This is a genomic window from Kitasatospora sp. NPDC058190, from assembly GCF_042883685.1.
In the GTDB taxonomy this organism is placed as follows: Bacteria; Actinomycetota; Actinomycetes; order Streptomycetales; family Streptomycetaceae; genus Kitasatospora.
This window is the reverse complement of the sequence record NZ_JBHVVI010000006.1, coordinates 88,782-112,807: the sequence shown is the minus strand read 5'-3', so window position 1 is coordinate 112,807 and position 24,026 is coordinate 88,782. Positions and strand designations below refer to the sequence as shown.

Sequence of the window (24,026 nt, the reverse complement as noted above, 5' to 3'; positions counted from 1 at the left end):
CCCCGGCGCACGACGGCCCGCGGAACCGGAGCCCTCGGATGAGCGGCACCACCCCGGTGAACGGCAGCGGCGAGCGGTTCCACGAGGACTGGGGCCGGCTGCTCTCCGCCGACCACGGCATCGTCGTCCACCCGGGTCTGCTCGGTCGCCTGGTCGCCCGCACTGCCGCGCTGCTGCACCGCGCCCAGGTGGAGGAGCCCTTCGAGCCGCGGCTGGCCGCCCAGGCCGGCGCCGAACTGGTCGACGCGCACTTCACCGACCCGGTCCTGCTCGCCCGCACGGTCGAACTGCTCCAGGCCCAGCCGGTCGGCGACGACCGCGGCCCCGCGCTGACCGGCGCCTTCGCGGCCGGCTGGGCCAACGCCCTGCGCGAGCGCACCCTGCGCGAGCAGGAGGCCATCCGCACCGCCGCCGACGCCGCCCGCCAGGAGGCCGAGCGCGCGCTGCGCGCCTCCGAGGCCCGGTTCCGCGCCCTGTTCGAGAGCGCCGCGATCGGCATCGCCATCGGCGACACCGACGGCAACATCCTGGCCGTCAACAAGGCCGTGCAGGAGCTGTTCGGAGCGGGGCCGGACGACATGATCGGCCGCCGGGTCGACGACCTCGTCCACCCCGAGGACACCCCGGGCGTCTGGGAGGCCTACGAGGAGCTGATCAGCGGCAAGCGGGAGTACTTCCAGTTCGACAAGCCGTACTACCGCCAGGACGGCGAGGTGGTCTGGACCCACCTGACCGTCTCGCTGATCCGCGACGACGACGGCCTCCCGCAGTACCAGGTCGCGATGCTCGAGGACGTCACCGACCGCTACCGGCTCCAGGAGCGGCTGCGCCACCAGGCCACCCACGACCCGCTGACCGGCCTGCCCAACCGCGCCGCCTTCTTCGAACGGCTGGAGAAGCTGTTCGAGGAGCCGGAGCCGGGCGCCCGGTTCGGCCTCTGCTACGTCGACCTCGACGGCTTCAAGGTGGTCAACGACAGCCTCGGCCACGACATGGGCGACCAGCTGCTGTCCGCCGTCGCCGCCCGGCTGAAGGCCGCCCTCACCCCGCTCGGCCACCTGGTGGCCCGGCTCGGCGGCGACGAGTTCGTCGTCCTGCTGGAGAACTGCCGCGGCGAGCAGGAGGCGGTGGCCGCCGCCAAGACCGTGCTCAAGGCGTTGGCCGGGCCGGTGCTGATCGGCGACCACAAGCTCGCCGTCGGCGCCAGCGTCGGCGTGCTGGAGCGGCGGGTGTCCACCACCACCCCCGGCGCAGCCGTCCGGGCCGCCGACCTCACGCTCTACCGCGCCAAGGAGGCCGGCCGCGGCCGCTGGACGCTGTTCGACCCCCAGGAGAACGCCCGCGCGGTCAGCCGCTACGCGGTGTCGGTGCGGATGCCGGCCGCCCTGGACCGCGGCGAGTTCTTCATCGACTACCAGCCGCTGTACAAGCTCGCCGACGGCCGGATGGCCGCCGTGGAGGCGCTGGTGCGCTGGCGCCACCCGCAGCTCGGCGTGCTCGGCCCGGACGAGTTCGTCACCACCGCCGAGGAGACCGGGCTGATCATGCCGCTCGGCCGCTGGGTGCTGGAACAGGCCTGCGGCCAGGCCGCCGACTGGATCAAGCAGTACGGCGACGCCGCGCCCCAGCTGAACGTCAACCTGGCGGTGCGGCAGGCGCGCAGCGCCGCACTGGTCACCGACCTCGGGCGGATCCTGGACAGCACCGGCCTGGACCCGGCCCGGCTGCAGCTGGAGATCACCGAGTCGACCGTGGTCGGCCCCGAGGACGAGGCGCTGCGCACCCTGCACGGACTGGTCGACCTCGGCGTCTCGCTGGCCGTGGACGACTTCGGCACCGGCTGGTCCAACCTCGCCTACCTGCGCGACCTGCCGGTCTCCGGGCTGAAGATCGCCGGGTCCTTCGTCGGCGACCTGCACGACCCGGCGAAGGACGGCGCCACCGGGTGGCGGATCGTCAGCGGCCTGGTGTCGATGGCACACACCCTCGGACTGACCGTCACCGCCGAGGGCGTGGAGACCCGCAAGGACGCCGAGCGGCTGCGCACCATGGGCTGCGACTGGGCGCAGGGCTGGCACTTCGGCCGCCCGGTGCAGCCGGCCGAGATCGCCCGCCGGATCGTCGAGGAGCCGAAGGGGCGCCCCGTCGGGGAGCGCTGAGCCGGGCCGTGGTACCGGTGCCGTGCGGGCCCGGTCGCGGTGCGGAAACAGTTCCGGGAAGCGTTCCGAAAGCACCCGACACCCGTGCCCGGTATGCGGGATGATGGCGCGTCAAAATCACCACCCGGCACCGGTGCGCCCACGGTCACGGCCCCGCACCGGCCCCGGGGAGCGGGGAGGGGAGCGCCAGCCATGGGCGCAACGGAGGACGCCGGCCCGGCCGACGGGGATCGACGCGGGGTGGCGCCGGGAGACGGCCCCGGACCGGGGGAGCCGCCGCGGACCAGGGTGGACCGCGGTTCGCGGGACCGTCGGCGCGGCGCGCAGGCTGGTACGGACCGGCCGTCCCGGCTCGGCGCCCAGCCGCACACCCGGGTGGACCCGCAGGCCGGGACCAGGCGGACGCCCGGGCCGCGCTACGACCCGGAGGCCGGGACCAAGGTCCAGCGGGGCGCCCCGCGGCGCTTCGACCCGGACGCGACCACCGAGGTCGTCCGGCCCCGGGCCGCCGCCGGCCCGTCCGCGAGCCCGACGCCCGGCCCGTCCGCAGGCCCGTCCTGGCAGGACAACATCGGCCCCGGGCCCGTCCCGGGCGGCGGGTTCGCGGCGGGCGGCTTCACCGGGGCCGAAGTCGGCGGCCCGTCCGAGGCCGCCGGCCCGTCCGAGGCGACCTTCCCGGACGCCCTGCGGGACCGCTTCACCCCGCTGGGCAAGGCCGGGGCCGGCGCCGAGGGCACCGTCTGGTACGTCCGGCGCACCGACGGCGGCCGTGACGCCGCGGTCAAGGTGGCCGCCGTCGGCCAGCCGATGGACCACGACCTGCTTGCCCACCTGCGCAACGACGGCTTCCGCCGGCACGTCCCGCACCTGATCGACTTCGGGCGGGTGCGCCACCACGGCGCCGTGGTCGACTGGGTGGCGATGGAGTACCTGCCGGTCACCCTCTCCGCGCACGTCGCCGAGCTGCGCCGCAGCGGCGCGCACACCGACCCGCGGACCACCGAGCAGATCGTCTACGAGCTGGTCTCCCTGCTGGAGTTCTGGCAGCGGCGGATCCAGCGCAACCCGCTGGACTTCAAGCCCGCCAACATCCTGGTGCGCCCGGGCCGCGGGCCCGGCGAGTTCGTGATCGCCGACTTCGGCGGGGTCGACCGGCTCACCGACAGCCGCCGGTTCACCTCCGCGATGATGGTCACCGTCGCCTACATGGCGCCCGAGCAGCTGGCGGGCAAGAACCACGAGGCGGGGCCCTGGTGGGGGCTCGGCAACGTGCTGTACGAACTGTTCGTCGGTCGCCCGCGGTTCGTCGGCGCGGACGGCGAGCGGGCCGCCGACCAGGAGTTGGAGCTCGAGCTCGTCATGGGCGAGGAGGTGGACCTCGCCGCCGTCGCCAACCAGCGCCAACTGCTGCTCCTCCAGGGCCTGTTCACCAAGAAGCCGGAGGACCGCTGGACGGCTCCGGAGGTCCGCAGCTGGCTGGCCGGCGGCAGCCCCGAGGTGATCCGGCGCCGCCTGCGGGCCCGCCGTCCGATCACCTTCCTCGGGGACCCGTTCACCGACCCGGTCCGGCTCACCGAAGTGCTGCTGCGCAACTCCGGCGCGGCGGCGCGCTGGCTCGCGGCGGTGGGGGCGGAGCGGCTGCGCGACTGGCTGCGCGACGAGGTCAAGGACTCCGTCTTCGACCTCCACTACCTCACCGACGTGGTCCGCGCGCCCGGCTCCCGGCGCGAGGCGATGGCCGCCGTCGCCGTGCTCGCCCTCGGCGCCGCCTACGCCCCGTCCGCCGTGCCGCACTACCGTGACCGGCCGATCGACACCGCCGGACTGGAGCGGATCGCCACCGAACCGGACGGCGCCGCGTTCATCGACGAGCTGGTGCGCGGCGGCGCGCCCGCCGTGGTGGCCCGCTACGACTGCTTCCACCCCGAGTGCTCCGGCGAGCACTGCTCGCGGCTGCTCGCGCTGGCCGGGCTGCCGGACGTGCTGGCCGAAGTGGAGCGGACCGCCGGGACGGTCGGCGGCGGTCGGCGTGGCGGCGACGGACTCAGCCCGGAGGAGCGCGAGGAGGCGCACCGGCTGGCGGTCTGGCTCAGCATCCGCCCCGAGGAGCGCTACCGGTTGCTGGGCCGGCTCTCCCCGCTGCCCGCCGCGCTGCACCGGCTGCCGCTGCCCGTACGGGTGTCGGAGCTCGCCGCGGTGGTCGCGGCGGCGGTGGTGGACGGGACGCTCGTGGCGGGCGCCGCGGCCAGGGCGACCGTCCGTTCGGCGGCCCGGCGGCCGGCACCCGATCCGGAGGCGGCCACCCCTCGGGACGTGGTGCGGCGCCGCTGGTCGGCGCTGCGGCGGCGGGCGGTGGCGGCGGACCAGAGCGAGGTCGCGGGGCGGGCGGCGTTGGTGGCCGCGGAGGCGCTGCGACGGCGCGGCCGCGGGCGGGTCGAGCGGCCCGAACCGGAGGCCGGCGCGCCGCACCAGGGGCGGGTGGCCCGGCTGTGGCAGGGCCGGCGCCGTCGGCCGCCGGTGGACTGGTCGGCCCGGCTGCGGCTCTGGTGGCCGTACGCCCGCACCATGCTGCCGCGCCGGGTGGGGGCGGTCGCGCTGCTGGTGATCGGGCTCGGGCTGCTGCTGTGGGCGGGGGCGGTGCTGCGCTACCCGATCGAGGCCGGGCAGAAGCTGGACCTCTCGCCGGACCTGTTCGGCGGGCGGCTGCACCTGGCCGGTCGGCACGCGGCCGAGCAGGTGGTCGGCAAACTGGGCGCGGCCTTCGTCGCGGCCGCGGTGCTCGCCTTCTTCCCGGCGCGGGTCGGCTTCGGTACCGCGCTGCTGACCGGCGCCGGGGCCTTCGCGATCGGCTACCTGCGGCTCGGGCCGCCGATGACGGCCGTGGAGGCGCCGCAGCCGGTGGCCGACCGGGTGGTCATGTTCGAGGGCGGGATGGGGAGTTGGGCCGGGATCGCGGCGGTGGTGGCGATCGTGGTGGCCCTTGTCCTGATCGAGCGGGCGGCGAACCGACTGCTGAAGCCCGCCCAGCAGGCCCGGGGGCGGGTCCGGGAGTCCTGGCGGGAGCTCGACCGGCGGGCCGCGCGGGCCGCCGGGCACCCGACGCGGGCCGTTCCGGCGGCTGGGCGCTGGGGTACGGGCGGCGCGGGAACGCGGGAGCGGCTGCGGTTCGCGCTCGGGAGCACCGGGGTGCTGGTCCTGCTGCTGTGGGCGGCGGTCGAGGTGCGGCTCGCGGCCACCGGGGTGCACCGGACGCCGGACTCCTGGGGGACGGGGCAGACCGGTGCGGGGTACCAGGCCGGGTTCGTCGTCCTGCTGCTGGTGATGTCGCTGCTGACCACGCTCGGGACGCTGGCCACCGCGCGGGTCCTGTTCGTCTGCTGGATCCTCGGCACGCTGTTCCTGGGCGCCTGGCCCGGCGCGCTGGGGCCGGTCGAGGCACTGCGGATACCGGTGTTCGAGGGGCTGTTCGGCACGGTCGCGGGGGTGTGGGGGCACGGGGCCTTCTGGGCCGCGCTGCTGGTGGCGCTGCCGGTGGCGGCGTACGGGGTGCCGCGAACAGTGCGTGGGCGCGCGGGGCGGGGTGAGGGCGGTGGGGTGACGACTAACGGATGACAGCTGACAGCTGACGGATGACAGATTTCGAAATCTGTCATCCGTCAGCTGTTTTCTGCTAGTTGTTCTCTGTCGGCCGTCGGCTCTCGGCTACCAGCCGGCAGCTGAGAGCCGCCCGCCCTCAGCCCACCAGCCGGGAGAGCTCGATCGAGTGCCCGGTCCGTTCCACCTTCGCCTTCAGGTAGCGGACGTTGCTCGCCGACAGGTGGACCCCGGTCGGCACCCGGTGACGGACGGTGACCCCGAGCTCGGCCAGCTGGGCGGCCTTGTCCGGGTTGTTGCTCAGCAGGTCGATGCCGGCGGCGCCGAGCGTGCCGAGCATCTGGGCGGCCGCGGTGTAGTCCCGGCCGTCCTCGGGCAGGCCGAGCGCGGTGTTGGCGTCGTAGGTGTCCATCCCGGAGTCCTGCAGGGCGTAGGCGTCGAGCTTGTTGTACAGCCCGATGCCCCGGCCTTCCTGGCGCAGGTAGAGCAGGTAGCCGCCGGCCTCGCTGATCCGCTCCACCGACTCGCGCAGCTGCGGGCCGCAGTCGCAGCGGTCCGAGCCGAAGACGTCGCCGGTCAGGCACTCGGAGTGCAGTCGCACCAGCGGCGTCCCGCCGTCCGGGACCGCGCCGAGGGCGAGCGCCAGGTGCTCGGCGCCGTCGGCGAGGCCGTGGAAGGTGAAGACCTCCGCCTCCGCGCGGTAGCCGTCGGGGAAGGTCAGTGGGATGCGCACGCGCGAGCGCACCGTGGCGGCGCCGGGCTGAGGCATGGATGGGCCTCCGTCGATCGGGGGTGGACCGGGTTGGATCGCTCCGGATCCGGATGGATCCGGGCGGATCGGATGTCGACCGTACTCTGCTGTTCCAATTTGAACAACTGCGTACTGCCGGTGACCGACCCGACTGCGGAGGCGGACAACACCCCATCCGCCCCGGCTGTTCCCGTTCGGCGGTCCAGCATGTGGAAGGTGTGGGGGTCGCGGTGTGGACACTGCGAGACTTCGTCCCGTTTCCTGGGCACGGGAACGCCTCGCGCACGACCACCGACGACCACGGAAGGTCCTGATCAGATGCCCACGAGCCGTGCCACCACCACCTCCACCGCCGCCTCCCAGCCCCGGTTCGACGCCGAACAGCGCGCGATCGAGACCCTCTACACGGACGTGGTCCGCCGCAACAAGGGCGAGGCGGAGTTCCACCAGGCCGTCCACGAGGTCCTGGAGACCCTGGCCCCGGTGCTCGCCCACCGCCCCGAACTCCTCGACGCCCGGATCATCGAGCGGATCTGCGAGCCCGAGCGGCAGCTGATGTTCCGGGTGCCGTGGACCGACGACTCCGGCGCCATTCACGTCAACCGCGGATTCCGGGTGGAGTTCAGCAGCGCCCTCGGCCCGTACAAGGGCGGGCTGCGCTTCCACCCCTCGGTGAACCTCGGCATCGTCAAGTTCCTCGGCTTCGAGCAGATCTTCAAGAATGCGCTCACCGGACTGGCGATCGGCGGCGGCAAGGGCGGCTCCGACTTCGACCCCAAGGGTCGCTCGGACGCCGAGATCATGCGGTTCTGCCAGTCCTTCATGACCGAGTTGCACCGCCACCTCGGCGAGCACACCGATGTCCCGGCCGGTGACATCGGCGTCGGCGGCCGCGAGATCGGCTACCTGTTCGGCCAGTACAAGCGGATCACCAACCGCTACGAGGCCGGCGTGCTCACCGGCAAGGGCCTCGGCTGGGGCGGCGCGCAGGTCCGCACCGAGGCCACCGGCTACGGCTGCGTGCTGTTCACCGCCGAGATGCTGCACAGCCGGGGCGGGAGCCTGGACGGGCGCCGGGTGGCCGTCTCCGGCTCCGGCAACGTGGCCCTGTACGCGATCGAGAAGGCGCAGCAGCTCGGTGCGACGGTGCTCACCTGCTCCGACTCCTCCGGGTACGTGGTGGACGAGAAGGGCATCGACCTCGACCTGCTCAAGGAGGTCAAGGAGGTCCGGCGCGGCCGGGTGGCCGAGTACGCCGAACTGCGCGGCAGCCACGTGCGGTTCGTCGAGGGCCCGGGCCTGTGGAGTGTGCCCTGCGACGTCGCGCTGCCCTGCGCCACCCAGAACGAGCTGACCGAGGCGGACGCGCTCGCCCTGGTGCGGAGCGGGGTGCTGGCGGTCGCCGAGGGCGCCAACATGCCCACCACCCCCGAGGCGGTGCGGGTGTTCCAGGAGGCCGGGGTGGCCTTCGGCCCGGGCAAGGCGGCGAACGCGGGCGGCGTCGCGACCAGTGCGCTGGAGATGCAGCAGAACGCCTCGCGCGACTCCTGGAGCTTCGAGCGCACCGAGGAGCGGCTGGCCGGGATCATGAAGCACATCCACGACTCCTGCTTCACCACCGCCGAGCGCTACGGCCACCCCGGCGACTACGTGGTGGGCGCGAACATCGCCGGCTTCGAGCTGGTCGCGGACGCGATGCTGGCCCAGGGCCTGGTCTGACCCCGGGTTCGCGCCGGTCACCCGGCAGTCGGTGCCCGACCGCAGCGGGCACCGATTGTCGGGTGCGGCAAGGTGGGTCCTTCCTACGGTGGTGATCGACAAGGGAAGGACGGGGTCGGTGTGCTGGAGCACCTGAACCGGGCGATGGAACGGATCGACCGGAACCTGGCCGGTGAGATCGACGTGGCCGAACTGGCGCGGATCGCGATGACGTCGGAGTACCACTTCCGGCGGCTGTTCTCGATGCTCGCCGGGATGCCGCTGTCGGAGTACGTCCGACGCCGACGGCTGACCGTCGCCGGGGCCGAAGTACTCGACGGCGAGCGGACGTTGCTCGACATCGCGGTCCGGTACGGATACACCTCGGGCGAGGCGTTCGCCCGGGCGTTCCGCTCGATGCACGGGGTCGGGCCGGGGGAGGCCCGGCGCGACGGTGCGGTGCTCACCTCCCAGCCCCGGATGTCCTTCCGACTCATCGTGGAGGGAAGCAGCAGCATGGAATACCGGATCGTCGAGAAGCCGGACTTCCGGATCGTCGGTCGGAAGGCCCGGGTGCCCCTGATCTACCTGGGCGTCAACCCGCACATCGCCGAGTTCATCAAGGGGCTCGGGGCGGAGACCGTCGAGCGGATCACGGCCCTGACCGGCAAGGACCCGCTCGGCATCGTCTCGGTGACCGACGACTTCTCGCCCAACCGCGAGGAGGGCTCCGAACTCGACTACTGGCACGCGGTGGTGGCGCGCGAGGACGCCGTCGTCCCGGACGACCTGGAGGTCCTGGACGTCCCGGCCGGGACCTGGGCCGTGTTCACCAACAAGGGGGCGTTCCCGCAGGCGCTGCAGGAGATGTGGGGGGACGTGGCCAGCCAGTGGTTCCCGTCCAACCCGTACGAGGCCCGGCCGGGCCCGGAGGTCCTGAAGACCCGCTTCGTTCCGGGGACGGGCGACGCTGAGGCGGAGCTCTGGATTCCGGTGACGCGGGCCGTGCGGGCCTGACAGCTGACAGAGTACTGCTGACAACTAACAGTCGACAGATAACAGATTTCGAAATCTGTTATCTGTCGACTGCCTTTCGTTCGCGCCCCTTCGCGTCCCTCCGTCTCCCGCCGCCCCCGTCGCCCCTCCTCCGCCGCCGCCCCCGTCCACCCCCGTTCGGCCCACCAGCGCCCGCCTCCACCCCGCCGCGCCCCGCATGCTGGGGCAGGGGAACAGGGGGCCGCAGGCCGCTACCCGAGGAGTGGGATCACCGATGGCCAAGGCGTTCGGCTTCGTCGACTACGGCGGACCGGAGACACAGGAGTTCCTCGACCGTCCCACGCTGGAGGCCGGCCCCGGCCAACTGGCGATCACAGTCCACGCCGCCGGGGTGAACCCGGTGGACTGGAAGGTGCGCCGGGGCTTCCTCGGCCGCGAACGCCAACTCCCCGCCGTGATGGGCCAGGAGGCCTCCGGCGTGGTGCAGCAGGTCGGCCCCGGGGTCACCGGGTTCACCCCCGGCGACGAGGTGTTCGGCCTCGCCGCCGCCGGAGCCTTCGCCGAACAGACGCTGCTGCGCGCCGAGTTGAGCGCCCTCAAGCCCGGGGCCGTCGACTTCGACCAGGCCGCGACGCTCTGCGTCTCGGTCGCCACCGCCGACGACGCCGTGCGCCAACTCGCCCTCGGCGCCGGGCGGACCTTGCTGATCCTCGGCATCGCCGGCGGGGTCGGCAGCGCCGCTGCCCAGATCGCCCGCAGCCAGGGTCTGACCGTACTCGGCACCGCGAGCGACACCAACCGCGAGTACGTGGAGTCCCTCGGCGCCACCCAGGTCCGCTACGGCGACGGCGTCGTCGAGCGGATCACCGCGGCGGCCCCCGACGGCGTCGACGGCGTCCTCGACCTGGTCGGCGGCGACGCCCTGAAGGCCGTGGCCGGGGTGATCGGCGATCGCACCGAACTGGTCAGCACCGCCGACCCGACCGTCGCCGCCGAACTCGGCGGCCGCTATGTCACCCGCTCCACCACCTCCGAGACCCTCGCCGCCCTGGCCGTACTCGTCGCCACCGGTGACCTGGACCCCCAGGTCACCGGCCGCTACCCGCTCGCCCATGCCGCCGCGGCGGTCGCCGCGGTCGAGTCCGGGCATGCCCGCGGCAAGGTTGTCCTCGAAGTCTCCTGAAACAATCACCACTTGACGAGCAATCAGCCATAGCAGCCGGAGAGCAAGAGCCATGAAGCAGACCTCCGTCACCACCAACGCCCCGTGCTGGGTCGAACTGGGCACCTCCGACCCGGCCGCCGCCACGGCCTTCTACCGCGAGCTGTTCGGCTGGCGCCCCGACGGCGATGTCCGCCCCGACGCGGGCGACTACACCCAGATGTTCCTGGGCGAGGCCTCGGCCGCCGCCATCACCCTGCGGCACGCGCCGCAGCAGCCGATCGCCTGGACGGTGGCCTTCGCGGTCGCCGACGCCGGCGCCACCGCCAAGAGGATCGAGGCCGAGGGCGGCCGCGTCCTCAAGGCGCCCAGCGACGTGTTCGACCTCGGAGTCTTCGCGGTGGTCGCCGACCGGTCCGGCGCGGCCTTCATCCTCTGGCAGGCCCGCGCCTTCCCGGGCGCCGACGTGTTCAACGAGCCCGGTTCGCTCGGCTGGGTGGAACTGCTCACCCGCGACCCGGCCGGCGCGAGAGCCTTCTATCCGGCGGTCTTCGGCTGGTCCGTCGCCCCGTCCGAGCACTACACCCAGTGGGGCCTGGACGGCCAGGACTTCGGCGGCATGCTGGTGATGGGCGAGAACTTCCCGCCCGAGGTGCCGCCGCACTGGCTGCCGTACTTCTCGGTCGCCGACGTCGACAACACGGTCGAGCGGGCGGTCGCCCTCGGCGCGCAGGTGCTGATGCCGAGCTACTCGATGCCGGGCGGGCGGCGGATCGCCGTGCTGCGTGACGCCCAGGGCGCCGCGTTCGGCGTCTACACCGCCCCGGCGGGCAGCTGAGCGGAGGGCACTGGACGGCGGGCACCAATCAGCGGGCACCGAACGGCGGGGACTAAACGGCGGGGAGCTGAGCCGAGCGCCGGGAAGCCCGCGAGCGCCACCCGCCCAGCGCCGCCGCCGTGACCAGCAGCGCGCCCAGCGGCACCACGTCGCCGACCCGGTCGTACCAGGTCAGCGTCCCCGGCGCGGTGAGCGGCAGCCGTACGGTCAGCGCCCCGGTGCGGTCGGTGCCGAGCCGGGCCAGCTCCCGGCCCTGGGCGTCGAAGGCGGCCGAGACCCCGGTCAGCGAGGCCTGCACGGCGGGACGCCCGGTCTCGGCGGCCCGGATCGCCGCCAGCGCGACGTGCTGCTCGGGCGCCCAGGTGTGCTGGAAGGTCGAGGTCGAGGACTGGTAGACCAGCACCCGGGCGCCGTCCCGAGCCGCCGTCCGGGCCATGTCCGGGAACGTCGACTCGAAGCAGATCAGCGCGCCGACCGGCAGCGGCCCGCCCGCCCGGTCGATGGCCGGCAGCACGTGGAAGGCGCTGCCGGGCGCCCGGTTCTCGCCCGCCGCCCGGCTGACCCCGGCGATCCAGCCGAGCGCCGGGCGCAGCGGGATGTACTCGCCGAAGGGCACCAGGCGGATCTTGCGGTAGCGGTCCACCACGCCCCCCGGGGAGACCAGCACCGCGTCCTTGGAGATCCGCCCGTCGGCCTTGCGGGCGTCCTCCCCGGCCATGATCTCGGCGCCGGTGGTCGCCGCGAGCCGGCGCAGCGCGTCCAGGGTGACCGGGTCGTGGTCCAGGTCGGCGGCGGTGCTGCTCTCGCCCCACACCACCAGGTCCAGCGGCTGCCCGACCAGGGCGGCGGTCGCCCGGGCGCTCGCGTCGAACCGCGCCTGCGGGTCCTCCACGATGCCCGGCTGGACCAGCGCCACCGTCACCGCGCCGGTGCGGACCGGCGCCTGGCGCAGCGCGAACAGCAGCGGACCGGCGGCCAGCAGCAGCACGGCGGTCAGCGCCGCGACCGCCCGAGGCCGCCGGTGCACCGCGGTCAGCACGATCAGCACCGCGGTGTTCACCGCCGCGATCGCCGCGCTGACCAGCCAGATCCCGCCCGCCGAGGCCAGCCCGAGGACCGCCGGGTGCTGCCACTGGGTGGCGCCGAGCAGCGCCCAGGGCCCGCCGAGCGCGGGCCAGGACCGCGCGTACTCGGTGGTCACCCAGACCGCCGGGACGACCAGCAGCGCCAGCAGCGCCCGACGCGTGGTCAGCGCAGGGCGCAGCAGCCGGTGCACCGCGTACCCGACCGCGCCCTGCAGCGCCCCGAACAGCACCGCCAGCACCGGCAGCCCGGGTCCGATGGACGGCACCAGCCAGTACATCGCGGTCAGGATGAACCCCGCCCCGAACCACCAGCCGCGCACCGACGCCTCCCGCCCCGACGGGGCCCGCTGCATCAGCAGCAGCCCGGGAACCAGCCCGACCCACGCGAGCCAGGCCTGCCCCGGCGCCGGGAACGCCAGCACCGGCAGCGCCCCGGCCGCCAGCGCCCCGAACCGCGCCCGGTACCGGTGCGGCGCGCGCGGCGCCCCCTCCCCCGCGGTGGAGCCGGTAGTCGAGTCGGCGGTCGAATCGGCAGTCGAGTCGGCGGCCCGGGTGGCGGCCGAACCGCCGGCCGGGGTGGCGGTCGTGCTCAGGGCTTGGCGTGCGTGAGCGATGCGGCGCGACATGCCCCGTATTGTCCGCTTGGGCGCCGAACGCCACCAGTGGCCCCGTCACCCGAATGGATGACGGGAACGCCACGTTTCGAACACGGTGGCTTCGTGCCACCCGGCAGATCAGCCCTCGCCGCCCTCCAGGTCGCCCTCGGTCTCCAGGAACGCGGCCTGCAGCTGCTGGATCAGTTCCGGGTCCGGCTGTTCCCACAGCCCGCGGCTGGCCGCCTCCAGCAGGCGCTCGCTGATCCCGTGCAGTGCCCACGGATTGGCGCCGGCCAGGAACTCCCGGTTGACCGGGTCGAGGACGTACTCCTGGGTCAGCTTCTCGTACATCCAGTCCGCGACCACGCCGGTCGTGGCGTCGTAGCCGAACAGGTAGTCGACCGTCGCGGCCATCTCGAAGGCGCCCTTGTAGCCGTGGCGGCGCATCGCCTCGATCCAGCGCGGGTTGACCACCCGGGCGCGGAAGACGCGGGCGGCCTCCTCGGTCAGGGTGCGGGTGCGGACCGTCTCCGGGCGGGTCGAGTCGCCGATGTAGGCGGTCGGTGCCTTGCCGGTGAGGGCGCGGACGGTGGCCACCATGCCGCCGTGGTACTGGAAGTAGTCGTCCGAGTCCGCGATGTCGTGCTCGCGGGTGTCGGTGTTCTTCGCGGCGACGGTGATCCGCTTGTACGCGGTCTCCATCTCCTCGCGCGCCGGGCGCCCGTCCAGCCCGCGGCCGTACGCGTAGCCGCCCCAGACCGTGTACACCTCGGCCAGGTCGGCGTCGGTGCGCCAGTCCCGGCTGTCGATCAGCTGGAGCAGGCCCGCGCCGTAGGTGCCCGGGCGGGAGCCGAAGACGCGGACGGTGGCCTTGCGCTCGTCGCCGTGCACCGCGAGGTCGGCCTGCACGTGGGCCCGGACGAAGTTGTCCGCGTCGGCCTCCTCCTGGGCGGCGGCCAGGCGCACCGCGTCGTCCAGCAGCGCGACCACGTGCGGGAAGGCGTCCCGGAAGAAGCCGGAGATGCGCAGCGTGACGTCGATGCGCGGGCGGCCCAGTTCGTCCAGCGGGATCGGCTCCAGGCCGGTGACCCGGCGCGAGGCGTCGTCCCAGACCGGTCGGACGCCGAGCAGGGCGAAGGCCTCGGCGATGTCGTCACCGGCGGTGCGCATCGCACTGGTGCCCCAGAGCGAGAGACCGACCGAGGGCGGGTAGGCGCCGTCGTTGTCGGCCCGGTAGCGCTCGATCAGCGAGGCGGCGAGCGCCTGGCCGGTCTCCCAGGCGAGCTTGCTGGGGACGGCCTTCGGGTCGACGGAGTAGAAGTTGCGGCCGGTCGGCAGCACGTTGACCAGGCCGCGCAGCGGCGAGCCGGACGGCCCGGCCGGAACGAAGCCGCCCTGGAGCGCGTGCAGCACGGCGTCCAGCTCGTCGGTGGTGGCCGCCAGGCGCGGCACCACCTGGGTGGCGGCGAAGGTCAGCACCTCGCGGACGGCCTCCGGCAGCCCGGCGGCGACCTTCTCCACCGCCTCGGGCGCCCAGTCCTGCGCCTCCATCGCCTCGACCAGGGCGCGGGCCTGTGCCTCGGCCGCGTCGGTGGCACCGAGGGTGAGTGCGGCCTCGTCCAGGCCGAGCGCCTCGCGCAGACCGGGCAGCGCGCTGACGCCGCCCCAGATCTGCCGGGCACGCAGGATGGCGAGCACGATGTTGACCCGGTCGGTGCCGGCCGGGGCCTGGCCGAGGACGTGCAGACCGTCGCGGATCTGGGCGTCCTTGACCTCGCAGAGCCAGCCGTCGACGTGCAGCAGGAAGTCGTCGAAGCCGTCGTCCTCGGGGCGCTCGTCGAGGCCGAGGTCGTGGTCCAGCTTGGCGGCCTGGATCAGGGTCCAGATCTGGGCGCGGATCGCGGGCAGCTTGGCCGGGTCCATCGCGGCGATGTTGGAGTGCTCGTCGAGCAGCTGCTCCAACCGGGCGATGTCGCCGTAGGAGTCGGCGCGGGCCATCGGCGGCACCAGGTGGTCGACCAGGGTGGCGTGGGCGCGGCGCTTGGCCTGGGTGCCCTCGCCCGGGTCGTTGACCAGGAAGGGGTAGATCAGCGGCAGGTCGCCGAGGACGGCGTCCGGGCCGCACTCGGCGGACAGCGCGGCGGTCTTGCCGGGCAGCCACTCCAGGTTGCCGTGCTTGCCGAGGTGGATGACGGCGTGGGCGCCGAAGCCGCCGTCCTCCTGCGCGGCCTCGATCCAGCGGTAGGCGGCCAGGTAGTGGTGGCTCGGCGGCAGGTCGGGGTCGTGGTAGATGGCGACCGGGTTCTCGCCGAAGCCGCGCGGCGGCTGGATCAGCACCAGCAGGTTGCCGGAGCGGATCGCGGCCAGCACGATGTCGCCGTCCGGGTTCTGCGAGCGGTCGACGTACAGCTCGCCGGGGGCCGGGCCCCAGTGCTCCTCGACCTGCTCGCGCAGGGCCTGGGGGAGCGTGGCGTACCAGCGGCGGTAGTCGGCGGCGGGGATGCGGACCGGGTTGCGGGCCAGCTGGTCCTCGGTCAGCCAGTCCTGGTCGTAGCCGCCGGCGGCGATCAGGGCGTGAATGAGAGCGTCGCCCTCATGGGCTGTGACTCGCCCGCTCGCCTCCGGGCCCTCCTGGCCCGGTGCCGACGGTCGTCGCTCCGTCGCTCCTTCGTCGCTCCCTCGTTCCTCCCTTTCGGCACCGGCGGGCCCTTCGGCTCGGGGCGCGCCACTGTGGTCCAGACCGGGGAGGTCGTCCCCCAGGTCCATGCCCTCCGCGCGCAGCCGGTCCAGCAGGCGGACCGCGCTGGCCGGGGTGTCCAGGCCGACGGCGTTGCCGACCCGGGCGTGCTTGGTCGGGTAGGCGGACAGCACCAGCGCGAGGCGGCGCTCGGCGGCCGGGGTGTGGCGCAGCAGGGCGTGCCGGACGGCGGTGCCGGCGACGCGGGCGGCGCGCTCCGGGTCGGCGGCGTAGACGGTCAGGCCGTCCTCGTCCAGCTCCTTGAAGGAGAACGGGACGGTGATCAGGCGGCCGTCGAACTCCGGCACCGCGACCTGGGTGGCGGTGTCCAGCGGGGAGAGGCCGTCGTCGCTGGCCTCCCACTGGGCGCGCGACCAGGTGAGGCAGAGCGCCTGCAGGATCGGGCGGTCCAGGGCGGCGAGCGCGCCGGCGTCCCAGGCCTCCTCGTCGCCGCCGGCCTGGGCGTCGGCCGGGCGGGTGCCGCCGGCGGCCAGCACGGTGGTGACGATCGCGTCGGCCTCGCCGAGCGCGGCCAGCAGTTCGGGCTCGGCGCCGCGCAGCGAGGCGCAGTAGTAGGCCCTGGCCCGGGCGCCCCGGTCCTCGATCGCCTGGCAGAGCGTCTCCACGAAGGCGGTGTTGCCGCTCATGTGGTGGGCGCGGTAGTAGAGCACCGCGACGGTCGGGCCGTCGGTCGTACGGGCTTCGCGCTCCAGCGGGCCCCAGGCCGGGGCGGAGGCGGGCGGGGCGAAGCCGTGGCCGGTCAGCAGCACGGTGTCGGAGAGGAAGGCGCCCAGCTCGGCCAGGTTGGCCGCGCCGCCGTGGGCGAGGTAGGCGTGCGCCTCGGCGGCGATGCCGGCCGGGACGGTCGACAGCTCCATCAGCTGGGCGTCGGGGGCCTGTTCACCGGTCAGCACGACCACCGGGCGGGGGCCGGCCAGCAGCGCGTCCAGGCCCTCCTGCCAGGCGCGCCGCCCGCCGAGCAGGCGGACCACCACGAGTTCGGTGCCCTCCAGCAGCGCGGGCAGGTCCTCGGGGGACAGCCGGGCCGGGTTGCCGAGCCGGTACGGGACGGGGCCGTTCGAAGCGCGGGCACTGAGCAGGTCGGTGTCGGACGTCGACAGCAGCAGGATCATGCGAAGGCCCTCCCGGCCTCGTCGGTGGCCAGGGTGGCCGTGGTGGCCAGGGTGGCCGCGGTGGTGGCCGGGGATGCGGGCGCGGGCATGCGACAGCGGGGGTGCATTTCTGCCTTCCTCGGGGTCCGCGCCCCGGGCCGGTGGAGGACGGCGGGAGTTCCTGGCTCCCGCGGCCGACCGGTCTCCCGGTGAGCCGCGGTCACAGTGGCGGGACCGCACCGGGCTTGCACCGGTTTCCTCCCCTGCGCCGTCGCTGGCGTGCGGACGGTCCGCTGGGACCGCCCGGCAGCATCGTACGGGGTGCGGCTGACCTGGGGGAGGGCGAGTTCCGCCACGTGCGGCGCGGGGGGCGGGGAACGGCCCGGCGCGTGATCGGGCGCGGGGGCCGGTGCGTGAGCCGGGAGCGTTGCGGGGTGACGCCGCGTGTGCCTCCGGGTAACGCCGCGTGTGCCTCCGGGTGACGTCGGGTGTGATGCAGCGGACGGAGGCAACCGATCGGATCATCTGTATGCTCGCCGCCATGCCACCGACACCCGACGCCACCGCGCCGGGCGCCGCCGTGCCCGACCGGGGGCGCGCCGACGCCTGCCCCGGGGCACTTCGTCTGCACCCGGCCGACGACGGTGCCCTCGCCCGGGTCCGCCTGCCCGGCGGTCTGCTGACGGACCGTCAGGCGCTGGCCCTGACCGAGGCCGCCGAGGCCCTGGGCGACGGGGAGTTGGAGACCACCTCGCGCGGCAACGTCCAACTCCGCGGCCTGGCCCCGGACTGCGGCGCCGAACTCGCCGACCGGCTGCGCGCCGTCGGCCTGCTGCCCTCGGACACCCACGAGCGGGTGCGCAACATCGTCGCCTCGCCGCTGGCGGGGCTGGGCCCGGCCGACTCGGCCGATGTGCAGGCCTGGGTGCGGGAACTGGACGCGCGGCTGTGCGCGAGCGACTGGGCGGCCGCACTCTCCGGCAAGTTCCTGTTCGCGCTGGACGACGGGCGGGGCGACGTCGCCGCGCTCGACGCCGATGTGACATTGATCGCAGCTTCGGACGGGCCCGCCGTGCTGCGCCTCGGGCGCGCCGCCGCCGGACACCCGGTCGAGCCCGGGCAGGAGGTGACGGCCGTCCTGGACGCCGCCCGGACCTTCCTGGACGCGCTGCGCACCAGCGGCCGCAAGGCCTGGCACCTGCGCGAGGTGCCCGAGTTGCTGCCGGCCGGCACGCTGCCGCTGCCCGCCGCCACCGGCGCGACGCCCGTCGTCGGCGCGCTGCCCGGCGGGCTCTCGGTGGGCATGCGCTTCGGGCGGGCGAGCGCCGCACAGTGGCGCGCGCTGATCGCCGCCTCCGCCGGCGAGCTGCGGCTGACCCCCTGGCGCGGCGCGGTGCTGCCCGGCGCCCCGGCCGACCGGCTGCCCGCGCTCGAAGCCGTCGGCTTCCGTACCGCGCCCGGCTCGGCCTGGGAGCGGGCCACCGCCTGCACCGGGCTGCCGGGCTGCGCCAAGTCGCTGGCCGACGTCCGGGCGGACGCCGCGCGGGCGTTGGAGTCGGACGTCACGTGGGCGTCGGAGGCCGGGCCGGGCGGACTGCCGGTGCACTGGTCCGGCTGTGAGCGGCGCTGCGGCCACCCGGCCGGGCGGTGGGTGGACGTGCTCGCCACGGGGCACGGCTACCGGGTGACGGTCAACGGGCCGGCGACGACCGCGGGCACTTCCGTGGACGTGAGGAACGAGCAGATGGCCGAGGCGGTCGCCGGGAGGACCACGAAGTGATCGAGTACGAGAAGGACGGCGCGTCCATCTACCGCCAGTCCTTTGCCACCATCCGCGCGGAGGCCGATCTGGCCGCCCTCCCGGCGGACGTCTCCCAGGTCGCGGTGCGGATGATCCACGCCTGCGGAATGGTCGACCTGGTCGAGGACCTGGTGTACTCGCCCGGCGTGGTCGCCTCGGCGCGCGCGGCGCTGCACGCCGGTGCGCCCATCCTCTGCGACGTCAACATGGTCGCCAGCGGCGTCACCCGCAAGCGGCTGCCCGCCGACAACGAGGTGATCTGCACCCTCACCGACCCGTCGGTGCCCGAACTCGCCCGGAAGATGGGCAACACCCGCAGCGCGGCCGCCATGGAGCTGTGGCTGCCCCGGCTGGAGGGCGCGGTGGTCGCCGTCGGCAACGCGCCGACCTCGCTGTTCCGGCTGCTGGAGATGATCGAGGCGGGCGCGCCCCGCCCGGCCGCGGTGATCGGCGTCCCGGTCGGCTTCATCGGCGCCGCCGAGTCCAAGCAGGCCCTCGCCGAGCACCCGTCCGGCCTGGAGCACCTGGTGGTGCGTGGTCGACGCGGCGGCAGCGCGATCGCCGCAGCAGCCGTCAACGCGATTGCGAGTGAAGAAGAGTGACGGAGCATCAGGCCACTGTCGGTCGGCTGTACGGCGTCGGCCTCGGCCCGGGAGACCCTTCGCTGGTGACCGTCCGTGCCGCCGAACTCATCGGCAAGGCCGACGTGGTGGCGTACCACAGCGCCCGGCACGGCCGCTCCATCGCGCGCTCGATCGCCGAGCGCTACCTGACGGGCGGTCAGATCGAGGAGAAGCTGGTCTACCCGCTCACCGTCGAGACCACCGACCACCCGGGCGGCTACCGGGGCGCGCTGGACGAGTTCTACGAGGAGGCCGCCGCCCGGCTGGCCGCCCACCTGGACGCCGGGCGCGACGTGGTGGTCCTTGCCGAGGGCGACCCGCTGTTCTACGGCTCGTACCAGCACATGCACAAGCGGCTCGCACACCGCTACCCGACCGAGGTGGTGCCCGGCGTGACCTCGGTCAGCGCGGCGGCGGCCCGGCTCGGTCGGCCGCTGACCGAGGCCGAGGAGACGCTCACCGTCATCCCGGGCACCCTGCCCGAGGAGGAGCTGACGGCGCGGATCGCCGCCGCCGACTCCGCCGTGATCATGAAGCTGGGTCGCACCTTCCCGACCGTCCGGCGGGCGCTGGAGCGGGCCGGGCGACTCGAGGACGCCCAGTACGTCGAGCGCGCCTTCATGGCCGGGGAGCGCGTCGCGCCGCTCGCGGAGGTCGACGCCGAGACCGTCCCGTACTTCTCGGTGGCGGTGCTGCCGAGCAAGGTCGCGCCACTGGAGCCGACCGTGCGGCTGTCGGACGGCACGGGCAGCGTGACCGTGGTCGGCACCGGGCCGGCCGGGCCGCTCTGGCTCACCCCCGAGGCGCGCGGTGCGCTGGCCGAGGCCACCGACCTGGTCGGCTACACCACCTACCTGGACCGGGTGCCGGAGCGGCCGGGGCAGCGGCGGCACGGCTCGGACAACAAGGTGGAGTCGGAGCGCGCCGAGTTCGCCCTGGAGCTCGCCCGGCGCGGGCACCGGGTCGCGGTGGTCTCCTCGGGCGACCCGGGCGTCTTCGCGATGGCGACCGCGGTGCTGGAGGTCGCCTGCGAGGAGGCGTACCGGGACGTGCCGGTGCGAGTGCTCCCCGGAATGACCGCCGCGCACGCGGCCGCCTCCCGGGCGGGGGCCCCGCTGGGACACGACTACGCGACGGTCTCGCTGTCGGACCGGCTCAAGCCCTGGGACGTGGTGGCGAAGCGGCTGCGCGCCGCCGCCGAGGCGGACCTGGTGCTCGCGCTGTACAACCCGGGCTCGAAGTCCCGCACCACCCAGGTCGGCCTGGCCCGGGACCTGCTGCTGGAGTACCGCGCGCCGGAGACCCCGGTGGTGATGGCGCGCGACGTCGGCGGGCCGACCGAGCGGATCCGGATCGTGCGGCTGGGCGAGCTGGATCCGGCGCTGGTCGACATGCGGACGATCCTGCTGATCGGCTCCTCGCAGACCCAGGCGGTCGAGCGGGGCGGCGGCGTGGAGGTCGTCTGGACGCCTCGGCGGTACCCGGAGGCGTGACGGCGGGCCGCTGACGGCGCCCGCCGCCTGCTACGCACGACTGACGGGTAACAGATGACAGCTGACAGATTTCGTTATCTGTCAGCTGTCATCTGTTCGCCTTTACCCGACAGGTGACAGCTGTCACCTGTCAGCTATTGCTGCCGCGTGCGTCACCGAGTCGGCTTGGTGATCAGCAGCTCGGTGTTGTGGTCCTCCCCGGAGCCCAGCAGCGCCGAGACCCTCCCGTTGGGGTCGTTGTACGACAGCTCGCGGTACAGCGCCGCGAGATTGGCGTCCGAGGTGCTGTCGAAGTCCGTCCCGTACGGCGCGGAGGACTCGATCAGCGTGGTGAACAGGGAGAGCGTGCCGTCCCCGTTGTCCGCGATCTCGATGATGCGCCCGTGCTGCGGGTAGTCGATGTGCGAGGCGGTGTTGATCTCCCAGAACGCCCGCTCCGGCACCGGGTGGCCATGCGCCGTGATCTTGTTCATGTGGGTGTGCCCGTTCACCCACGCGACCACGTTCGGGTAGCGCTGCAGCAGGGCGACCAGTTCGTTGCCGTCGTGCCGCTTCTCGAAGATGTTGCGCGGGTCCGGCAGCAGGTTGCCCATCGAACCGCTGGTGTGGTGGCTGAAGACCAGGATCACGTCGTCGGTGCTTCCGCCCGTCACCCGGTTCCCGTTGGTGTCGTACCAGTGCCCGCTGTGCGCCTTCAACTGCTGCTCCAGCCAGCGCAGTTGCGTGGTGCCCAGGGAGCCGTCGGCGAACCCGGCCTGGTTGGTGGTGTCCAGGCTGATGCCGACCACCTTCTCCGAGATCCGGAAGGTGTAGTAGAGCTTGCCGCTGCTCGCCATGTCCGCGGTGAAGCCGTGTCCGTACGGACCCGCGCCGGTGACAGCCGGGTTGAGGTGGGCCTTGGCGAACTCCTTGAGCGTGAACGGGTGTCGGCGCTCGGCCGGGGTCACCCGGCGCACCGCCTCCCCGCTGGCGAGGAGCTTGGCGAGCAGCAGCACGGCGCCCGCCGGGTCGCGGCGCAGCGAGTCCATCAGCTGGGCCGCGGTCGCGTCGTCGCAGCCCTCCAGCTTGTACTCGCCGGTGTAGAGGTCGTTCAGCAGCCCGAAGTCCGGCAGCGTGCCCTCGATGCTGTCGTCGTGGTTGCCGACCGTGGTGTACCAGGGGGTGTTCAGGCCCGGCGCGTCGAAGGGCCGGCCGGCCGCGGACAGGAAACCGGGTATCTGCGGGAAACCCTTCGCCTTGTAGACGTCCTGGTAGTCGAGTTCGGGGTTCCAGAAGGCCGAGTTGCCGGAGTTCTGCACGCCCTCGTAGCGGCTGAGGTCACCGGTGTTCTGGGCCATCCGCCCGCCGCCCATGACGGTGAGGTACCAGTCGAGCTCGGCCAGCTCGTGGTTGTCGGTGTTGTCACCGGTGGCCATCACCATGCTGAACGGCATGCCGGTGTAGGGGCCGCCGTCGAGCGAGTTGACCCGCTCGACGAGGGCCGACACCCCGCGGGCGTTCAGGGTCTCCTGCGGCCGGTAGGCACTGCCGTTGCTCTTGGCCAGGAACTCGAAACGCACCGGGGACTCGGTGTCCACCAGGTGCAGATCGCTGAACTGGACGAAGCTGGCCAGCCCGGTGCGGCGGTCGTCCCGCCCGGCGCCGGGCGCCGCGAGGTCCCCGCGCACCATCAGCGGCCAGCCAGGTCCGGCCGTCAGCCGCTTGTAGGAGCCGGTGCCGACCGGAGTGGCCACCTGCTCCAGGGTGGTGCCGGTGACCTTGACCGCCCGCGCGGCCGTGGTCGCCAGCGCCTGATCGCGCGCCGCGGCCGACGCGAACTGGGCGCCGCCCAGAGACAGGGCCGACCAGGCGGCGGCCACCGACGTACCCGTGAGGAACGTACGACGTCTCATCCCTGCCACAAAAACCCCCACATGCTGATGGCCCGGCCGGGCAAGTGCCCCGTCCGCCGGACCTGAGTGTCATGAACCCGCTTCTGGCGGAGCGACAGATTACCCATGGGTAGGCTCCGGGTGTTAGACCCGTGCGGAGAACTCTTCGGGAACGTAGGGCAGCACCGCCTCCGCAGCTCGCACGCGGTGGCCCGGTCCGGGCGCGGACCGCCACCCCGGTCGGGGCGGCGCCGGACGGATGGGGGAAAATCGGCGGCGACGGCCGGGTGCGGCCGCCGAGGCAAGCGGGACGGCGCGCGAGCGCGGTCCGACGCTCGGACGTTCGGAAGTGAGGCGCAGGTGGCCGCAGCGGGAGCCGGGGCGGGAGGCCGGGCCGGCCAGCTGAAGAGCAGCGGTCTGCGCCACGGCTGGACGACGGGCGCCTGCGCCACCGCCGCCACCAAAGCCGCCTACACCGCGCTGCTCACCGGCGAGTTCCCGGACCCGGTGACCATCACCCTCCCCAAGGGCCACCAACCCGCCTTCGCCCTCACCGCCGAGGAGCTGACCGGGTCGGGAGCCGGGCCGGTCAGCGCCATGGCCGGGGTGGTCAAGGACGCCGGCGACGACCCCGACGTCACCCACGGCGCGCTGATCCGCGCGACCGTACGGGCAGGCGAACCCGGCACCGGAGTGGTGTTCCGGGCCGGCCCCGGGGTCGGGACGGTCACCAAGGCGGGCCTGCCGCTGCCGGTCGGCGAGCCCGCGATCAACCCGGTGCCCCGGCAGATGATCCGGGACGCCGTGGCCGAGGTGGCGGCGGCGCACGGCGGCAGCGGGGACGTGGTGGTCGAGGTCTCCGTCGACCACGGTGAGGAGATCGCCCGCTCGACCTGGAACCCGCGCCTGGGCATCCTCGGCGGCCTGTCCATCCTCGGCACCACCGGGATCGTCGTCCCCTACTCCTGCTCGGCCTGGATCGACTCGATCCGGCGCGGCGTGGACGTGGCCCGGGCGGCCGGCCGCACCCACGTGGCGGGCTGCACCGGTTCGACTTCGGAGAAGGTCGCCGTCGCGGTGCACGGACTGCCCGAGGACGCGCTGCTCGACATGGGCGACTTCGCCGGGGCCGTCCTCAAGTACCTCAAGCGCCACCCGGTGCCCCGGCTGACCGTCGCGGGCGGCTTCGCCAAGCTGTCCAAGCTCGCCTACGGGCACCTGGACCTGCACTCGGCGCGCTCCCAGGTGGACAAGGGCTACCTGGCCGAACTGGCCCGGCGTGGTGGGGCGGACGAGGCGCTGGCCGAGGCGGTGGCGGCGGCCAACACCGGACTGGAGGCGGTGCAACTGTGCCGGGCGGCGGGGGTGCCGCTCGGGGACCTGGTCGCCGAGGCGGCCCGGGCGACGGCTCTGGACGTGCTGCGGGGCTCATCGGTCGCTGTGGACGTCATCTGCATCGACCGCGCGGGCACCATCGTCGGCCGGGCGGAACCGTTCGGGCCCTGAACGG

14 protein-coding genes and 1 riboswitch are annotated in these 24,026 nt (G+C 73.9%); of the genes, 10 read left to right on the top strand and 4 right to left on the bottom strand.

All coding sequences use genetic code 11. From position 1 onward, the window contains the following. Positions 1–38 precede the first annotated feature (38 nt). On the top strand, positions 39–2,159 hold the full coding sequence (locus tag ACFVWU_RS04525) for a putative bifunctional diguanylate cyclase/phosphodiesterase (protein WP_387615438.1): 2,121 nt from the start codon (positions 39–41) through the stop codon (positions 2,157–2,159). 192 nt (positions 2,160–2,351) lie between these two features. Next, the gene (locus ACFVWU_RS04520; protein ID WP_387615436.1) at positions 2,352–5,771 is read left to right on the top strand and encodes a hypothetical protein; all 3,420 of its coding nucleotides are present in this window, start codon (positions 2,352–2,354) and stop codon (positions 5,769–5,771) included. A gap of 121 nt (positions 5,772–5,892) precedes the next feature. On the opposite strand, the gene ribA is transcribed toward ACFVWU_RS04520, so the two are convergent. Further along, a complete protein-coding gene (gene ribA / locus ACFVWU_RS04515; RefSeq protein WP_387615434.1) occupies positions 5,893–6,522 on the bottom strand; it encodes a GTP cyclohydrolase II in 630 nt (209 codons plus the stop codon). A 300-nt stretch (positions 6,523–6,822) separates the two neighbouring features. On the opposite strand from ribA, the gene gdhA reads away from it, so the two are divergent. The 4 genes from gdhA to ACFVWU_RS04495 all read left to right on the top strand — a co-directional run bounded on the left by gdhA (position 6,823) and on the right by ACFVWU_RS04495 (position 11,198). Further along, positions 6,823–8,223, top strand: a complete 1,401-nt coding sequence (gdhA, locus tag ACFVWU_RS04510) for an NADP-specific glutamate dehydrogenase (RefSeq protein WP_387615432.1) — start codon at positions 6,823–6,825, stop codon at positions 8,221–8,223. Between the two features lie 120 nt (positions 8,224–8,343). After that, on the top strand, positions 8,344–9,219 hold the full coding sequence (locus ACFVWU_RS04505; RefSeq protein ID WP_387615429.1) for a GyrI-like domain-containing protein: 876 nt from the start codon (positions 8,344–8,346) through the stop codon (positions 9,217–9,219). Positions 9,220–9,472: 253 nt separating this feature from the next. Continuing rightward, a complete protein-coding gene (locus tag ACFVWU_RS04500; protein ID WP_387615427.1) occupies positions 9,473–10,381 on the top strand; it encodes an NADP-dependent oxidoreductase in 909 nt (302 codons plus the stop codon). Between the two features lie 52 nt (positions 10,382–10,433). After that, entirely contained in the window at positions 10,434–11,198 is a 765-nt protein-coding gene (locus tag ACFVWU_RS04495; RefSeq protein ID WP_387615425.1) for a VOC family protein, read from the top strand. A 52-nt stretch (positions 11,199–11,250) separates the two neighbouring features. Here ACFVWU_RS04495 and lnt read toward each other — a convergent pair whose 3' ends face one another. Beyond that, positions 11,251–12,909 carry an apolipoprotein N-acyltransferase gene (gene lnt, locus ACFVWU_RS04490; protein ID WP_387615422.1) on the bottom strand — a complete coding sequence of 553 codons (1,659 nt, stop codon included), beginning with the start codon at positions 12,907–12,909 and terminating at the stop codon, positions 11,251–11,253. A 108-nt stretch (positions 12,910–13,017) separates the two neighbouring features. Continuing rightward, complete coding sequence (cobN, locus tag ACFVWU_RS04485; protein WP_387615419.1) at positions 13,018–16,749, bottom strand: cobaltochelatase subunit CobN; 3,732 nt, start codon at positions 16,747–16,749, stop codon at positions 13,018–13,020. A 154-nt stretch (positions 16,750–16,903) separates the two neighbouring features. Then, positions 16,904–16,989, bottom strand: a riboswitch (cobalamin riboswitch). A gap of 280 nt (positions 16,990–17,269) precedes the next feature. On the opposite strand from cobN, the gene ACFVWU_RS04480 reads away from it, so the two are divergent. From ACFVWU_RS04480 to ACFVWU_RS04470, 3 genes are read left to right on the top strand one after another with little or no spacing between them, the layout of a single operon-like run. Next, the gene (locus tag ACFVWU_RS04480; RefSeq protein ID WP_387615417.1) at positions 17,270–18,508 is read left to right on the top strand and encodes a cobalamin biosynthesis protein CobG; all 1,239 of its coding nucleotides are present in this window, start codon (positions 17,270–17,272) and stop codon (positions 18,506–18,508) included. Continuing rightward, positions 18,505–19,131 (top strand): precorrin-8X methylmutase, encoded by a 627-nt coding sequence (locus tag ACFVWU_RS04475; RefSeq protein WP_360338504.1) that lies wholly within the window; start codon positions 18,505–18,507, stop codon positions 19,129–19,131. The genes ACFVWU_RS04480 and ACFVWU_RS04475 overlap by 4 nt, the downstream gene beginning before the upstream one ends. Beyond that, entirely contained in the window at positions 19,128–20,645 is a 1,518-nt protein-coding gene (locus ACFVWU_RS04470; protein ID WP_387615413.1) for a precorrin-2 C(20)-methyltransferase, read from the top strand. The genes ACFVWU_RS04475 and ACFVWU_RS04470 overlap by 4 nt, the downstream gene beginning before the upstream one ends. A gap of 152 nt (positions 20,646–20,797) precedes the next feature. Here ACFVWU_RS04470 and ACFVWU_RS04465 read toward each other — a convergent pair whose 3' ends face one another. After that, the gene (locus tag ACFVWU_RS04465; protein ID WP_387615410.1) at positions 20,798–22,537 is read right to left on the bottom strand and encodes a TIGR03767 family metallophosphoesterase; all 1,740 of its coding nucleotides are present in this window, start codon (positions 22,535–22,537) and stop codon (positions 20,798–20,800) included. Between the two features lie 339 nt (positions 22,538–22,876). Between ACFVWU_RS04465 and ACFVWU_RS04460 the strand changes: the two genes are divergently transcribed. Continuing rightward, entirely contained in the window at positions 22,877–24,022 is a 1,146-nt protein-coding gene (locus ACFVWU_RS04460) for a cobalt-precorrin-5B (C(1))-methyltransferase (protein WP_387615408.1), read from the top strand. Positions 24,023–24,026: the final 4 nt, after the last annotated feature.

Bases quoted from the DNA above. Each gene is read 5' to 3' on its own strand.
- ACFVWU_RS04525 (WP_387615438.1), top strand. From the start codon at position 39: ATGAGCGGCACCACCCCGGTGAACGGCAGCGGCGAGCGGTTCCACGAG.
- ACFVWU_RS04520 (WP_387615436.1), top strand. From the start codon at position 2,352: ATGGGCGCAACGGAGGACGCCGGCCCGGCCGACGGGGATCGACGCGGG.
- ribA (WP_387615434.1), bottom strand. From the start codon at position 6,522: ATGCCTCAGCCCGGCGCCGCCACGGTGCGCTCGCGCGTGCGCATCCCA.
- gdhA (WP_387615432.1), top strand. From the start codon at position 6,823: ATGCCCACGAGCCGTGCCACCACCACCTCCACCGCCGCCTCCCAGCCC.
- ACFVWU_RS04500 (WP_387615427.1), top strand. From the start codon at position 9,473: ATGGCCAAGGCGTTCGGCTTCGTCGACTACGGCGGACCGGAGACACAG.
- ACFVWU_RS04495 (WP_387615425.1), top strand. From the start codon at position 10,434: ATGAAGCAGACCTCCGTCACCACCAACGCCCCGTGCTGGGTCGAACTG.
- lnt (WP_387615422.1), bottom strand. From the start codon at position 12,909: ATGTCGCGCCGCATCGCTCACGCACGCCAAGCCCTGAGCACGACCGCC.
- cobN (WP_387615419.1), bottom strand. From the start codon at position 16,749: ATGATCCTGCTGCTGTCGACGTCCGACACCGACCTGCTCAGTGCCCGC.
- ACFVWU_RS04480 (WP_387615417.1), top strand. From the start codon at position 17,270: ATGCCACCGACACCCGACGCCACCGCGCCGGGCGCCGCCGTGCCCGAC.
- ACFVWU_RS04465 (WP_387615410.1), bottom strand. From the start codon at position 22,537: ATGAGACGTCGTACGTTCCTCACGGGTACGTCGGTGGCCGCCGCCTGG.